Source organism: Citreicella sp. C3M06, assembly GCF_018860705.1.
Taxonomy (GTDB): domain Bacteria; phylum Pseudomonadota; class Alphaproteobacteria; order Rhodobacterales; family Rhodobacteraceae; genus Salipiger.
Map to the genome: position 1 here is coordinate 1 of NZ_JAHKQA010000028.1, position 14402 is coordinate 14402.

The following is a 14402-nucleotide window of genomic DNA, read 5'->3' on the forward strand; positions in this document are numbered from 1 at the left end:
TTTCGCGGGGGGCAGGTCAGGTCGGATTCAAACGCGCCACCGTAGCCGTAGCGCGCAAGCTCGCCGTGATCATGCATGCGATGCTGAAATCCAGGGAAGTCTCCGATCCGCAGATAGGCCCTGCTGCCAAAGCCCAAGCAGATAGCGTTCGAAACCAGAACGCTTGATCGGTTCTTGACGGGACGCGGTTCGTAGATGGGGTTGCGGCATGCAACAGAACGAGTGCGTCATCCACATTGAGGCTCCCCCCCCCCGCGAGGCCCCGACATGCGGCGGCCCAGTGCCGACCGCGAAGACATCCATACCTCCGGCGGGCGCATTTCAAAGCGCAAAGGGTTTGACGCAAGAACAGAGATTAGACACCGTCATCTAAAAGCATGGGTTCACGATGTGAAACCCTCACAAACAGAGTTCTGCCACATATGTAACGGCCCCAAGCGCAAGAGGGGTTCTGAAGCTTTTTCTGACGCATTGTCGGGTGCTAACGTATGTCGGGCCTCAGGATGCGACCTTACAAATGCCGCGGGCCCGTATGGTGTTTGTGGATCAGGCTCCAGATCAACGCCGCGTGCTCGGCGGCACTTTGCTGCAGGCTGGTTCCTCTGATGCCGTCTCACGGCCGTTGCGTCAAACTTCTCCTTGCCCTCTTTGGCTCCGACGTTCTCGCCATCGACGGTCGGCTTACGCCGCCGCGACAGGAGAGTGGTAGGCACCGCCCCGGGCCATCTCTTGTCCGGCAGTGCATCGTGAAGCGGTAATCCCCCCCGTTTTTACGGGGGCTTGGTCGTAGAATTTACGCGGCCATGCTCAGTTTCTGGGCGGGCGTCATCCCGCCGTTTCCCATGTTGGGGCGCTCCACTGCCCGGCAGTGCATTTCCGCAGGAAATGGCACGAGAGGGTTGTTGTAGGACCAGAGCCACTCGGAGGCAATCTGCTGCACCTCGTCGATGGTTTCGAAGATGTGGAGGTCCAGCCACTCGTGCCGGACCGTCCGATTTTAGCGCTCGACATAAGCGTTCTGCTGCGGTTTCCCGGGCTGAATATGGGCTAGGACGATGCCCTTGTGCTCCGCCCATTCCATGCACTGCCCGGCAGGGTATTCCGCAGGAATATCCCGAGAGGGAGGGTGCCGCTGATGTATTCCGGGCCGTTGTCGACCCTGATCGTCTTTGGCGCGCCGCTCCATTCAATGATCTGGTTCTGCGCCCGGACCACGCGCTCGGCAGGCAGCGAGAAGTCGACCTCGATTCCCAGGCCCTCGCGGTTGAAATCGTCCAGCACGTTCAGCAGCCAGAACTGACGACCGTCCACTGCCCGGCAGGGCATTGCGCAGCAATGGCCCGAGCCTGTCAGCCATGAAATCCATGGACCAGACCTCATTCGCAGCTTCCGGAACCGCCAGCGTGTCAGGCTTCTCCCGTTTCAGCCGCTTGCGCGGCTTGATTGTCACCCGGCAGGGCATTGCGAAGCAATGTCCCGAGAGGGGCGCAGGTTCAGCTCCAGCTCGCGGTAGATCCGGTAGACGCGCTTGTGGTTCCAGCATTCGCCATTGTCTCTCGGACCAATGGCGCGACAACGGCTCATCCTTGGACATTGCGCAGGTAGAGAAAGCACAGGCCAAAGCCCCAGCTCTTCTTTGCTTTTGTCAGCCCGAGCAGCAGGTCGGCGATCTGTTCGTTCTCGTCGTCCAGCTTGGGGCTGTACCGGTAACAGGTCTCGCTGACCTGGAAGGTCCGACAGGCCAGCGCGATGCTGACGCCCTTCATCGCCACCGCTTTCACGGCCAACTCTCGGCGCTGCCCCTCTCGGGCCATTGCTGCGCAATGCCCTGCCGGGCAGTGCATGATCTGGGCCTCGCTAAAACGTGTCTTCTTCATCGGAATCTCCTCGTTCATCCTGCCGAGAAAATTCTACTTCCGCATCCCCTTAAGATCGGGGGGGATTACCAAGCGATGTTACGAGAGGGTCGTCGTGGCCCCGAGCCTTTGTTTACCGCCCGACGTATGCTGCCGGGGCGTGAGCACGAGCCAAGCAGAAAACTCCCAGGCCTTGCGGAAGGTCTCGGGTGGTGGCGCAAGGGGCGCAATGACCGTGACGATCAGCGGGCCAATACCGGGCAGCGTCATCCGCCGCGCCGCCACGTTCTTATCCTTGGCGCGACGGGTGATCTCGGTATCGAGCTTGCCGATCTCTGCTTCCAACTGCGCCAGTGGGGCGATCGGGGCCTTGAGTGTGGGGATAGCGTCGGCAGGCAGATCGCATTCCGGATCTTCGATGATTTCATGAGGCTTCGTCGCGTTGGCCAGCCCTTGTGGCACGACATGTGCGAGCGCGCCGAGATGCGCTCGAAGTGAATTGATGGCCTGGGCCCGCTGCTGGATCAGAAGCCGCGCAGGCGACACACCATTGCCGCGCCCTGCGTCTCTTTGCTTTTCACAGGCACGAAGTGCATCGTCGGGCGCAGGCTTACTGCCTGAAAACGATCCCCCGGATCATTTCTCGCTGCGCGAACGGCTTGAATCCACGCAGATCGCCTTGGCATCGGCTTCTGGCGCTTCACGAAGGGCTGCACGTCGGCGGGCGGGATGAGCCTCACGTCGTGGCCGAGCGTCCCTAACTTGCAGCCCCTGAAATGCGCGCCGCCACAGGCTTTTATTGCGGCGCCGCAGGCTGGCAGTTGTGCGATAAACTCAAGGGCCTGAAGCCGTCTCAGCTTCTTGCGGAGCAGATCCCGACCCGCGTCAGCCCCATGCGCTTGGAACGCATTCTTCGCTAGATCACGCCCGAACGTGATAATCCCCGACATGACCGTCCGCCTTGGTGAAACATCGCAGACCCACCTTGGCACACAGATGCCGTCGGGGGGCGGTCACATCCTTAACGCCGTTTGGAGCCGCCAAGTTTGCGGGTGGTCCACTCGCCTTCACCCTCGGATGTGATGCCTGTGCTGTCCACTGCCCGGCAGGGGATGTGCGGCGTATTCAGGCGTCCTTGGATGTTGAAGCCAAGAGATGTGATGATTCGATGAGCCCATCCCAGACCATGTCTAGGGCGGCGCCAAGGGTTAGGTTTTTTTCCTGCTCCCATAGGTGAATCGTCCGGGCGATCGCGTCTGTGGCGCTACTGGCGAGGGCGGCTGCGACTTGGCGATTTTGCACGCGACGGCACAGGTGTTCCGTGAGTTCATCTCGTTCCATGATGATAAAGCCTTCGAGGATTCCGCGCGCTTTTTCATTCGAGCGCAGGACGGTACCGATCATCCTGAGAATGGGTTCATCCTTGGTCAGGTTCTCCATGTGCCGGTGCAGAAACCGCTTGAGGTCGTTCCGTAGCGCCCCTGTTCCGTCGCACAAGGCATTCTTGTCCTCCTTGCGGAAAGCAGGTGGCGCCCCGATCGCGGCCGTTTCTTTGTTAACGTAATAGTTAAAGAAGGTTCGCGTGCTGACACCCGCAGATGCGGCGATCTCTTCGGTGGTGACGTTTTCAAGCCCGCGCTCGACTGCCAATTTCAGCGTCGCCAGTTGGATGTCACGTGCGGTTTGTTGTCTTCGTCTCTCGCGTAACGAAACTGTCATGGCCTCAATTCTTGCGTAGTGTGCAACATTTGCGTAGTAGGTATGAAAATTGTGGAACAGTCAAGGAACGAGAATCGGATGAAGGTCGGCGTTTGGAAAATGTTGGGGGCGGTTCTTGCGCTGACGGGGTCTGCCACGATTGCAAATGCGCAATTCGGACCGCCGGGCGGCATGGACATGGGGCCGCTCGAAGTCGGCGTTGTCGAAATGACCCTGCAAGAGATTCCCCGTATCGTGACCTCGCCTGGCAGTGCTGTCGCGTTTCAGGAGGTCGAGGTGCGCCCACGCGTGGGGGGGGTCATCGAAGAGGTGCTGTATACGCCGGATCAAGTTCTTGAGGTCGGCGATCCGCTGTTTCGCATCGATGATTCCTCTTATGTCGCGGCAGAGGCCGCGGCGTGTTCGGACGTCGCCACAGCCGAAGCAAACCTGATACTGGCACAGGCGGCCAGTGATCGCGCCGAACGCCTGTCCGGCAGCGGCTATACCGAGGCCGAAGTCGAATCCGCCCGTGCAACTCTGGCAGAGGCCAAGGCGACGCTGGATTCGACCAAGGCGGCTCTGGAATATGCCCAGACCGAATTGTCATGGACCACCATCAAAAGCCCGATCGCCGGACGCGCCGATGTGTCGACGGTTTCGGTCGGTGACCTTGTGACGGCGGGCCAGAGCGACGAGCTGACCACCATCGTGCAGTCCGATCCGATCTATGTGGACATGATGGAAGCCAGCGCGCGCATTCTCTCTGTGCGCAAGGCCATCACCGAGGGCGTGATCAAGCAGAATGACTCGCTTCAGGCGACATTGGTGCTGGAGAACGAAGAGGTCTTCCACGGCGTTGGTCAATTGGTGACGGCGGGGAACACGGCCTCGACCACGACCGGGACCGTGACGATCCGGTTCAAGTTCGACAACCCTGACCATGTGATCATTCCGGGCATGTTTGTGCGCGGACAGGTCACCATCGGGACGGTGGAGGCCTTTCTCGTGCCGCAACGGGCCGCGACGCGGGACAATTCGGGCAAGCTTACCGCCTATGTCGTGAGCGATGACGGCAAGGCAAAACAGATCACTCTTGAAGACGACGGCAGCTATGACAATTCGTGGATCGTGCGCAGCGGGCTAAGCGAGGGCGACCAGTTGATCGTGGACGGGCTGTCGTCGCTTCGTTCGGGGCAGGACGTGAAACCCGTTGCGGCGACCATTGATGAAGACGGCATCACACGCGATGCCGAAACCCCCGCCGCAGAGGACTAAATCAATGGCCGCGTTCTTTATTCACCGCCCGGTGTTCGCCTGGGTGCTTGCCATTGCGACCATGCTGCTGGGTGCCTTCAGCATGAGCAGCCTGTCGATTTCGCAATATCCCGACATCGCCCCGACAACCGTGCGGATCACCGCAACCTACACCGGCGCGTCGGCCGAAACGGTGGAAAACTCGGTTACCTCGGTGATCGAAGACGGTCTGACCGGGCTTGACGGGCTGACCTACATGATCTCGTCCTCCAGCGAGGGCTCGTCGAGCGTTTCGCTGACATTTGACGATTCCATCGACCCTGACATGGCGCAGGTGCAGGTGCAGAACAAACTGCAACTGGTGGAATCGCAGCTGCCCGATACGGTGACGAACAATGGCGTGTCGGTCACGCGTTCGACCAGTTCGATCCTGTTGGTCGGGGCGCTGGTCAGCGAAGACGACAGCTATACCTCGCTGGAACTGGGCGACGTTCTCAGCAGCACCATCGAAGATGCGGTTCAGCGCACCGACGGTGTCGGCTCGATCAACAGCTTCGGCACCGAATATGCCATGCGGATCTGGCTGAACCCCGAGCGGCTGTACCAGTATCAGCTGACGGCATCCGATGTCACCTCGGCGGTTTCGGAACAGAACACCAACGTCACCGTCGGTAGCCTTGGCGATCAGCCGGTTAGCAAGGGGCAGCAGTTTACCGTTTCCCTGTCGGCGCAGTCGCAGCTTCAGTCGGTCGAGGATTTCCAGAACATCCTGCTGAAAACCGAATCCGACGGTTCGGCGATCTATTTGGCCGACGTGGCCACGGTCGAGCTGGCCGAGGAAGATTACGGCAGCGTCAGCCGCTTCAACGGACATCCGGCGGCGGGCTTTGCCGTCAACCTGTCCACCGGGGCCAATGCCGTCGATACCGCCGAGCGAGTGCGCGAGGTGATGAACAGCCTGTCCTCCGCGCTGCCCGAGGGCATCAGCGTTGAATACCCCTATGACACCTCGCCCTTTGTCGAGCAGTCCATCGAACAGGTCTATGAAACGCTGATCGAAGCCATCGTTCTGGTGTTCATCGTGATCTTTGTTTTCCTGCAAAGCTGGCGCGCAACCATCATTCCCACGATCGCGGTTCCTGTGGTTCTGCTGGGCACGTTCGGGGTGCTGTCGGCCTTTGGCATGTCGATCAACACGCTGTCGATGTTCGCGCTGGTGCTGGCCATCGGCCTGCTGGTGGATGACGCCATCGTGGTGGTGGAAAACGTCGAACGCGTCATGGAAGAAGAAGGCCTTGATGCGAAGACCGCCACCGAAAAGAGCATGGGCGAGATTTCGTCCGCGCTGGTCGGGATCGTCATGGTGCTGTCGGCGGTGTTCCTGCCGATGGCCTTCATGGATGGCTCTACCGGGGTGATCTACAAGCAGTTCTCGGTCACCATCATCTCGGCGATGGTGCTCTCGCTCTTCGTGGCGCTGATCCTGACGCCGGCGATGTGCGCCCAGCTTCTCAAACCCGGCCATGGCAAGACGCCGGTGGCGCCGCTGCGCTGGTTCAACACCGGCCTTGATCGGCTGATCGGTGGCTACGGCTCGACTGTGGGGCGGCTTGCCCTTCGGCCTTTCCGCATGGTGATCGTGCTGGCGCTGGTGGGTGTCGGAGCCTATTGGATCTACGACCGCCTGCCCAGCTCTTTCCTGCCGACCGAGGACCAAGGCGTTCTGATGACCATGGTCGAACTGCCGCAAGGCTCGACCGTCCAGCAGACGCAGAACACCATCGAACAGATCGAGCAATATCTGCTGACCGAGGAATCCGAAGGGGTCGCCAGCGTTTTTGCCAACGTCGGCTTCAGCTTCAGCGGGTCTGGTCAGAATTACGGCATCCTGTTCATCAAGCTCAAGGATTACGACGAGCGTCCGGGCATTGATGCCGGGGATATCATGATGCGGGCGAACCAGAGATTTGCCCAGTCGCGGCTTGGCAGCATCTTCGTGCTGCAGCCCCCGGCCATTCCCGGCCTCGGCACGTCTTCGGGCTTTACCATGTATCTCGTCGACCAAGGCGGCGCCGGGCAGGAGGCGTTGAGCACGGCTGCCGATCAGCTCGTCGCCCTTGGCAATCAGGACGGGCGGGTCACCAACCTGCGCGGCAATGACGACGCCACCGAACCTGCGCTCAAGCTTCGGATTGACCAGCAAAGGGCCGAGGCACTCGGCGTCTCTCTGTCGGATGTGAACGACATGTTGTCGACGGTTTTCTCGGGCTCTTATGTCAACGATTTCCCGCTTGGCAACGACCTGCGCGAGGTCATCGTTCAGGGCGGCGCCGACTGGCGGATGCAACCCTCGGACGTTGATCACTGGTATGTGCGCAATGATACTTCCGAGATGGTGCCGCTGACGGCCTTCATGAGCCAGGAATGGGAGATGATCACGCCCAAGCTTGCACGTTACGGCGGCACCCGCGCGCTGGAAATCTCGGGCGAAGCCGTAAGCGGCACCAGCTCGGGCGACGCGATGGACCTGATGGAAGAGCTTGCCGGCGAACTCGATGGTTCCTACGCCGCCGCATGGACCGGGCTGAGCTATCAGGAGCGCCTGTCCGGCGATCAGGAGGCCATCCTCTATTCCATCTCGGCGCTGGTAGTCTTTCTTTGCCTCGCGGCATTGTACGAAAGCTGGGCGGTGCCCTTTGCGGTCATGCTGTCGGTTCCGGTGGGGATCCTCGGGGCGCTGGCGACGACATGGTACTTTGGTCAGTCGAATGACGTCTATTTCAAGGTTGGCCTGCTGACGACCATCGGTCTGGCGGCAAGAAACGCCATCCTGATCGTCGAATTCGCGGAAACCCTGCGCGCCAAGGGCATGACCCTGATCGAGGCGACAACCTCGGCGGCCCGTCAACGTTTGCGCCCAATCCTGATGACCTCGCTTGCCTTCGGCTTCGGCATTCTGCCGCTGGTGCTTGCCTCCGGGGCCGGGGCCAATGCGCAGAAATCCATCGGTACCGGCATGCTTGGCGGGATCATCTTTTCCGCGGTGATCGGGGTCATCATGGTGCCGGTCTTCTATGTCGCGGTGATCAAGACGACCGAACTGTTCAGCAAACGCAAGGCGGTGGCACAATGAAGACGCGTTCCCTTCTGCTCAGCCTGCTTCTCGCAGGCTGCGCTGTCGGCCCGGAGTATCAACGCCCCGAGGTCGCCCTGCAAACCCGCTTTGTCGAGGGCAGCGCGGAAACCATCGGCGCCATCGCGGCCCAGCGGTGGTGGCTGGATTACAAGGACCCAACCCTGACCGAGCTGGTCACACGCGGTCTTGCTCAGAACCTTGACGTGATGGCCGCCATCGAGGCCATCCGGCAGGCGCAGGCGGAATTGCGCGAGACGGGCGTGAATTCCGCCGTCGACGGATCGCTTTCGGGCGCCCGCACCACGTCGGGCGGCGACGGGTTCGACGGGTCAAGCACCATCGACAGCGGTGAGCTGGATGCCTCTATGGTCATCGACCTGTTCGGCGGCATCCGGCGGGAACGCGAAGCCGCCCAAGCATCGTTGACGGCCGCACGGGCCGAGGCGGAAACCGTCCGGCTGGCGTGGCTGGCCGAGCTGATTTCAGCCTATGCGGATGCGCGCTATTACCAAGAGGTTCTGGCGCTCACCCGCACGACGATCAGAACGCGCACCGAAACGGTCGCAATCATCCAGCGCCAGTTCGAGGCGGGGGCAACGACAGAATACGAGCTCGCCGAAGCGGAGGCGTTGCTGTCGACCGCTCGGGCAAGTTTGCCGGAATACGCCGCGCTGTTTGACGCGAATGTCTACGCGATTGCGACCCTGCTCAACGAACCCGCTGCGCCAATCATGGCACAGATGCAGAAGGGCGCGCCGCAATTGTCCACCCCCGGAGGCGACAGCACCGGCGTGCCCGCCGACCTGCTGCGCAACCGCCCCGATGTGCGCAGCGCCGAAGCCGATCTTGCGGAGGCCGTGGCGAACGTTGGCGTGACGGAAGCCGCGCTTTACCCCTCGCTGTCGCTGAGCGGCAGCGTTGGCCGCTCGGACGGCGCGGACAGCTGGAGCTTTGCTCCCGCGCTGTCGCTGCCGGTGTTCAACCAGGGGCAGCTTCGCGCAAGCCGCGATGCGCAGATCTCGGTCGCGAAACAGGCAGAAATCACGTGGCGTAGCGCCGTGTCATCCGCCGTCGAAGACGTGCAGGTCGCCCGATCCAACCTGTCCCACTATCGGCAACGGGCCTCGCTATTGCGCACGGCGGCCAGTGATTATGACCGCGCGCTGAGCTTGGCGCAGGAAAACTATCGCAAAGGGGCCATCACCCTGCTCGACCTGCTCGACACCGACCGGAGCGCGGCTTCTGCGCGGATCTCGGCGGCCTCGGCGGTGAATGACGCGGCTCAGGCGTGGGCCACGCTCAAGATCGCCACCGGTTCTGGCGCTGCTGTGAGCGGGCAGCCCGGCGGGTAATCGTAATTTCTAAAACGCAAACATATGCGCAGCCAAGACAGATTGCGCGACGGACACAGGCGATGAAAGGCCTTTGAAACTGATGAGACATTTGGGAAAAATCGCGCTTCTGGTTGCCGTTCTCGGCCTGTGCGGCGCGGCGCTGATCCTGTTTGGCGCACAGCTGGGGCTGTGGCTGCCAGTCACGGGCTTTGGGCTTTATCGCAACTATTTCAACACGCTTGCCATGGTCATCGCCGTGGTGGGGGTGATCGCGCTGCTCATCCATGTCCTGCGCAAGGAACGCGGTGGCATGCTGGCTGGCGCGATTGCCACGATTGTCGGCCTTGCTCTGCTTGCGCCGATGGCGGCCTCCACGCTCAACCCGGCGCCGCGTGCCGCGCCGATCCACGACATTTCGACCGATACCACCAACCCGCCCTTGTTCGAGGTGCTGGATGACACCCGCGAGGGGGCCAGCAACACGCTCGATTATGGCGGGCCGGAACTGGCCGAGGCACAGGCACAGGCCTATCCCGATATCGCCCCGCTGGAAACGGACCTGCCCGCAGATGCCGCGTTTGAGCGCGCGCTGGAAGTTGCGCAGGACATGGGCTGGGAGATCGTCGCCTCGGACACCGAGCGTCTTCGCTTTGAGGCCGTTGCCCGGACCTCTGTCTTCTACTTTGCCGATGACGTTGTCCTTGTCGTGACCGCCCAGGACGGTGGCAGCCGTGTCGACATGCGCAGCGTCTCTCGCGTGGGGCGCAGCGACCAAGGTGTGAACGCCGCGCGTATCCGCGATTTCCAGCAGCGGTTCGCCGGTTAACCTGCGGGGGTTTGCGAATACTCCGCGGCCGCTGCAGGCCGCGGAGACTGCGGAAAACGGGTACTGAAAGCGCCACATGGCTGAAACAGCGGACATGACCCATCTTCGGACGGGCAGCATCGGGGCAACACCGTGGCGTGATCGGCTGCTGCACCACAAATGGGCCCTTCTGGCGATCCTGCTTTGCCAGATGGGGCAGGTCACGGCCTCGCTGCTTTTGCCCAGTTTCAGCGCCGATATCATCGATATCGGGATTGGCGGCCAAGACGCCTCGGCCATTCGATACTACGGCGGGCTGATGGGCGTGGCCGCTGCGGCTCAGCTGGCGCTGAGCGGCACGGCGGCCTTTCTCGGGGCCACTGTTGCCTATCGCATCGGGCAAAGCCTGCGAGAGGATGTCTTCGCCAAGGTTCATGGGCTGGCCCTGTCGCAGGTACAGGGCTTTACCGTCGGTTCGCTGATCACGCGCTGTACCAACGACGTTCTACAGGTCCAGTCGATGTTGATCATGGCCCTTACCATGATCGTCGTCGCCCCGATCATGGGTGTTGGAAGCGCGGTCATGGCGGTGCGTCAGGATGCACAGCTTTCGTGGCTTTTGCTGGTTTCCGTTCCCGTTCTGGCGGGGCTCATCGGGTTTCTGACCATCAAGGCCGTGCCGCTCTACCAACGGATGCAGACGCAGCTTGATCGTGTGAACAGCATCTTGCGAGAACAGATCGAGGGCATTCGCGTCATTCGCGCCTTTCTGCAACAACCGCGCGAGGCCGGGCGTTTCGCCAAGGCGAATGCCGACCTGACCGGCACGGCGATTCATGCGGGCCGGTTGATGGCGATGATCATGCCCTCGCTCACCGCCGTGATGCAGCTGACATCGGTCGCACTGATCTGGGCAGGGGCCAGCCGGGTGCGCGACGGCGATCTTGAGATTGGCGCTCTCATCGCCTTTCTGTCCTATGTCGCGCTGATCCTCATCGGGGTGATGATGATGGGTCTGATGATCGTCATGCTTCCGCGTGCGCTCGTCAGCGCCCGGCGCATTACCGAATTGTTGCAAAGCCCTGTCGAAGTTGGTCCGCCATCCGATCCCAAACCCCTGCCGCCGCGCGGCTCCGGGCTTCACCTGCGGCTTGAGGAGGTCGGGTTCGGTTATCCCGGCGCCGAGGCGATGGTCATCGAAAACATCACCTTCGATGTTGGCCCCGGCGAAACCCTTGGCATCATTGGCGCGACGGGATCGGGGAAATCCACCATCGTGAACCTGATCGCGCGGCTCAACGATCCGGGCACCGGGCGCGTCACGCTGGGCGGCGTCGATCTGCGTGACGCCGCGCCGGACGAGTTCGCGTCTCATATCGGCTATGTTCCGCAAAAGGCCTATCTTTTCTCGGGCACGGTCGCGGACAGCCTGCGGCTAGGAAATGCCGGGGCGGATGAGGCCACGCTGTGGAACGCGCTGGAGGTTGCGCAAGCTGCCGATTTCGTCCGCGCCATGCCCGACGGCCTCATGTCCCCCGTGGCGCAGGGCGGGACGAACTTTTCAGGTGGCCAGCGTCAAAGGCTTGCCATCGCGCGCGCGCTTGTGTGCGACGCGGATCTGTACCTCTTCGATGACAGCTTTTCCGCGCTCGATCAGGCGACGGATCGCAAGCTGCGCGCGGCGCTCAGACAGGCCGTCGGCCATGCCGCCACGGTGATCGTCAGCCAGCGCGTGGCGTCGATCCGCGATGCGGACCGGATCCTTGTCATCGAAAAGGGGCAGATGGTCGGGCTGGGGCCGCATGAGACGCTGATGCAGACATGCCCGGTCTACGCGGAAACCGTCCATTCGCAGGCCCGCCCCGAGGAGGACGCGGCATGAGCATGGCGCAGGACCGCAAACTCGAAACCGTTTCGAGGACACAGACAAGCACCCCCGGACCAAGAACACCCGGCGGCTCGCTCGCGGGCGAGAAACCAAAGGCGGCGGGGGATGCGGCGCGGCGGATCTGGGCGGCCTTTGGCAGCAACCGCAAGATCCTCATCGTGACGGTTTTGCTGAGCCTTGGCAGCGTCATCGGCAGTTCCATCGGCCCTTGGCAACTGGGGCTTGCCACCGACCTTCTGGTCAGCGACGACTTTACGCTGTCGGCTCTCATGCGCCAGCTTCTGATCGTGGCGGCGATCTATCTCAGCGCCTCTGGCCTCAATTTCGCTCAGGCGTGGCTGGTCAACGATCTGGTCCAGAACATGGGGCGCGATCTGCGCCATGCCGCGCAGGCCAAGCTTGCCCGGGTTCCGCTCAAATGGTTCGACACCCAGCCTCGCGGCGAGGTTCTGTCGCGCTTCACCAACGATATCGACAACATGGTGCAGAACCTGCAACAGGTCGCCAGTCAGGCGATGTTGATGCTGATGACCATCATCGGGGTGCTCGCCATGATGGTGCTGCTCTCGGTTCCGCTTGCCGTGGCCGCGATCATAGCAATCGGCGTTTCGATCGGGGCAACGCGTCTGCTAAGCCGTGCGGCGCAGCCGAGATATGCCGAGCAATGGCGTGAAACCGGCCATCTGAATTCACTGGTCGAAGAAACCTTTACCGGTCAGGCCTTGATCCGGGTCTATGGCGCGCGGGACCGTGTGGACCAGCGCTTTGCCGACAAGAACACCGCCCTGACCACCGCAAGCATGCGCGCGCAGGTCTTTGCCAGCCTGATCCAGCCCGTGACGATGTTCGTGAACAACTTTGCCTATATCGTGGTGGTTGTTTTCGGAGCGTTTCAGGTGCTTGCTGGGGCGTTCAGCATTGGCGGGGTGCAGGCCTTCATCCAATATATCCGCCAGATCGGCCAGCCGATTTCGCAGCTTGGAAGCATGGCGGCACAGGTGCAATCGGCGCTCGCCTCGGCAGAGCGGGTTTTCGAATTGCTGGATGCGCCCGAACTGTCCACCGACGCCGCGAAGACCGGGCTGGTCTTGCCGGTCCGGGGTCATGTGCGGTTTGAACATGTGGGCTTTCGCTACCGCGCCGATCAGCCGCTGTTCGAGAACGTCAGCCTTGAGGCCGCACCAGGGCAGATGCTGGCCATCGTCGGGCCGACCGGCGCGGGAAAGACCACCCTCGTCAACCTGCTGATCCGCTTTTACGACATCGACAGCGGGGTGATCTGGCTTGATGGCAAGGATATCGCCGCCATGCCGCGCGACGATCTGCGCCGCGCGATGGCGATGGTGTTGCAGGATGCGTGGCTGTTTACCGGGACGATCCATGACAACATCGCCTATGGCTGCCCCGAGGCCACGCGCGAACAGGTCATCGCCGCCGCAAAACGCTGTCATGTGGATGACTTCGTCTGCACCCTTCCCGAGGGGTACGACACGGTTCTAAGCAATGGCGGTACAAGCCTTTCGCAGGGCCAGCGGCAGCTCATGACGATTGCGCGGGCCTTCCTGCTCGATGCCCCGATCCTCATCCTCGACGAAGCCACAAGCTCGGTCGACACCCGTACGGAAATGCTGATCCAGACCGCCATGGCCGATCTGCGTCAGGGCCGCACGAGTTTCGTCATCGCGCACCGGCTGTCGACCATCCGGGACGCGGACATGATCGTCTACATGGAGGATGGAACTGTGCGCGAGACCGGTACGCACGACCAGCTCATGGCGCTGGAAGGGGGGTATTGGCACCTCCAGACCGGAACAAAAGGGGCGAGCCCCCACTAGGCCTGAACCGAGATCAAGAAAGGACTGACCGATGAGACAGAACACTTCCGTTTACACCGCCGTCATTACCGCCGCGTTGAGCATCGCAATGCCGCAAACCTTGCTTGCCGAAGCGCCGACCATCCAGCCCGACGGGCCGCTGATCCACCTTGCGGACAACCTCGACGAAGAGGCCATGCTCGGCTGGTGCATCGATACCGAGGGCCACGGCGAGAGCGACAAACTGCACGCGCATTCCTGCAAGCCGACCGGCGAAGACGTGCTGTTTTCCTATGAACCGGGCACCGGGATGATCGAATCCGCGACCTATGCCGGCCAATGCATGGTCTACAACGCGCCGGACGATGCCGAGAACCCCTTTGGCCTGATCGACTGTGACGAAGGGGATGAGGCGCAGAAATTCGCGTATGACGAGACCAGCATGGAACTTCATCTGGCCTCGGATGCGGCGCAATGCGTGACCGTCGCGCCGACCATTGACGATGCGGGCCCGTTCCAGTCGCGCGATCTTATCCTTGCCGCCTGCGATGATCTGGATCCGAGCTTCAAGCAATGGGTCGTTCGCGACTGATGAGACGTGCCGGGGCCGGATT

At 61.8% G+C, this 14402-nt stretch carries 8 protein-coding genes and 2 pseudogenes; 7 read left to right on the plus strand and 3 right to left on the minus strand.

Going from position 1 to position 14402, the window contains the following annotated elements; translation table 11 throughout:
* Positions 1 to 793: 793 nt before the first annotated feature.
* The 3 genes and pseudogenes from KO516_RS05445 to KO516_RS05460 form a co-directional block, all read right to left on the minus strand.
* Positions 794 to 1808 (minus strand): annotated as a pseudogene (locus KO516_RS05445) (integrase core domain-containing protein); the annotation flags it as partial.
* Between the two features lie 153 nt (positions 1809 to 1961).
* Positions 1962 to 2806 (minus strand): annotated as a pseudogene (locus KO516_RS24060) (IS110 family transposase); the annotation flags it as partial.
* A gap of 175 nt (positions 2807 to 2981) precedes the next feature.
* Positions 2982 to 3575: a TetR/AcrR family transcriptional regulator gene (locus tag KO516_RS05460; RefSeq protein WP_216002792.1), complete on the minus strand. Its 594-nt coding sequence runs from the start codon at positions 3573 to 3575 to the stop codon at positions 2982 to 2984.
* 78 nt (positions 3576 to 3653) lie between these two features.
* On the opposite strand from KO516_RS05460, the gene KO516_RS05465 reads away from it, so the two are divergent.
* From KO516_RS05465 to KO516_RS05495, 7 genes are all read left to right on the plus strand, one after another.
* Positions 3654 to 4832, plus strand: a complete 1179-nt coding sequence (locus KO516_RS05465; RefSeq protein ID WP_216002793.1) for an efflux RND transporter periplasmic adaptor subunit — start codon at positions 3654 to 3656, stop codon at positions 4830 to 4832.
* 4 nt (positions 4833 to 4836) lie between these two features.
* Positions 4837 to 7944 (plus strand): efflux RND transporter permease subunit, encoded by a 3108-nt coding sequence (locus KO516_RS05470; protein WP_216002794.1) that lies wholly within the window; start codon positions 4837 to 4839, stop codon positions 7942 to 7944.
* Positions 7941 to 9299 (plus strand): efflux transporter outer membrane subunit, encoded by a 1359-nt coding sequence (locus KO516_RS05475; protein ID WP_216002795.1) that lies wholly within the window; start codon positions 7941 to 7943, stop codon positions 9297 to 9299. Before KO516_RS05470 ends, KO516_RS05475 begins: the two co-directional genes overlap by 4 nt.
* Positions 9300 to 9381: 82 nt before the next feature.
* On the plus strand, positions 9382 to 10107 hold the full coding sequence (locus tag KO516_RS05480) for a DUF1499 domain-containing protein (protein WP_252737417.1): 726 nt from the start codon (positions 9382 to 9384) through the stop codon (positions 10105 to 10107).
* Positions 10108 to 10201: 94 nt separating this feature from the next.
* The gene (locus tag KO516_RS05485) at positions 10202 to 11968 is read left to right on the plus strand and encodes an ABC transporter ATP-binding protein (RefSeq protein WP_216002797.1); all 1767 of its coding nucleotides are present in this window, start codon (positions 10202 to 10204) and stop codon (positions 11966 to 11968) included.
* Positions 11965 to 13809, plus strand: a complete 1845-nt coding sequence (locus KO516_RS05490) for an ABC transporter ATP-binding protein (protein WP_216002798.1) — start codon at positions 11965 to 11967, stop codon at positions 13807 to 13809. Before KO516_RS05485 ends, KO516_RS05490 begins: the two co-directional genes overlap by 4 nt.
* 31 nt (positions 13810 to 13840) lie before the next feature.
* Positions 13841 to 14380, plus strand: coding sequence for a ricin-type beta-trefoil lectin domain protein (locus KO516_RS05495; RefSeq protein ID WP_216002799.1), 540 nt, complete (start codon positions 13841 to 13843; stop codon positions 14378 to 14380).
* Positions 14381 to 14402: the final 22 nt, after the last annotated feature.

Excerpts from the sequence above, each read along its gene's own strand:
- KO516_RS05460 (WP_216002792.1), bottom strand. The coding sequence starts at position 3,575 with ATGACAGTTTCGTTACGCGAGAGACGAAGACAACAAACCGCACGTGAC.
- KO516_RS05465 (WP_216002793.1), top strand. The coding sequence starts at position 3,654 with ATGAAGGTCGGCGTTTGGAAAATGTTGGGGGCGGTTCTTGCGCTGACG.
- KO516_RS05470 (WP_216002794.1), top strand. The coding sequence starts at position 4,837 with ATGGCCGCGTTCTTTATTCACCGCCCGGTGTTCGCCTGGGTGCTTGCC.
- KO516_RS05475 (WP_216002795.1), top strand. The coding sequence starts at position 7,941 with ATGAAGACGCGTTCCCTTCTGCTCAGCCTGCTTCTCGCAGGCTGCGCT.
- KO516_RS05480 (WP_252737417.1), top strand. The coding sequence starts at position 9,382 with ATGAGACATTTGGGAAAAATCGCGCTTCTGGTTGCCGTTCTCGGCCTG.
- KO516_RS05485 (WP_216002797.1), top strand. The coding sequence starts at position 10,202 with ATGACCCATCTTCGGACGGGCAGCATCGGGGCAACACCGTGGCGTGAT.
- KO516_RS05490 (WP_216002798.1), top strand. The coding sequence starts at position 11,965 with ATGAGCATGGCGCAGGACCGCAAACTCGAAACCGTTTCGAGGACACAG.
- KO516_RS05495 (WP_216002799.1), top strand. The coding sequence starts at position 13,841 with ATGAGACAGAACACTTCCGTTTACACCGCCGTCATTACCGCCGCGTTG.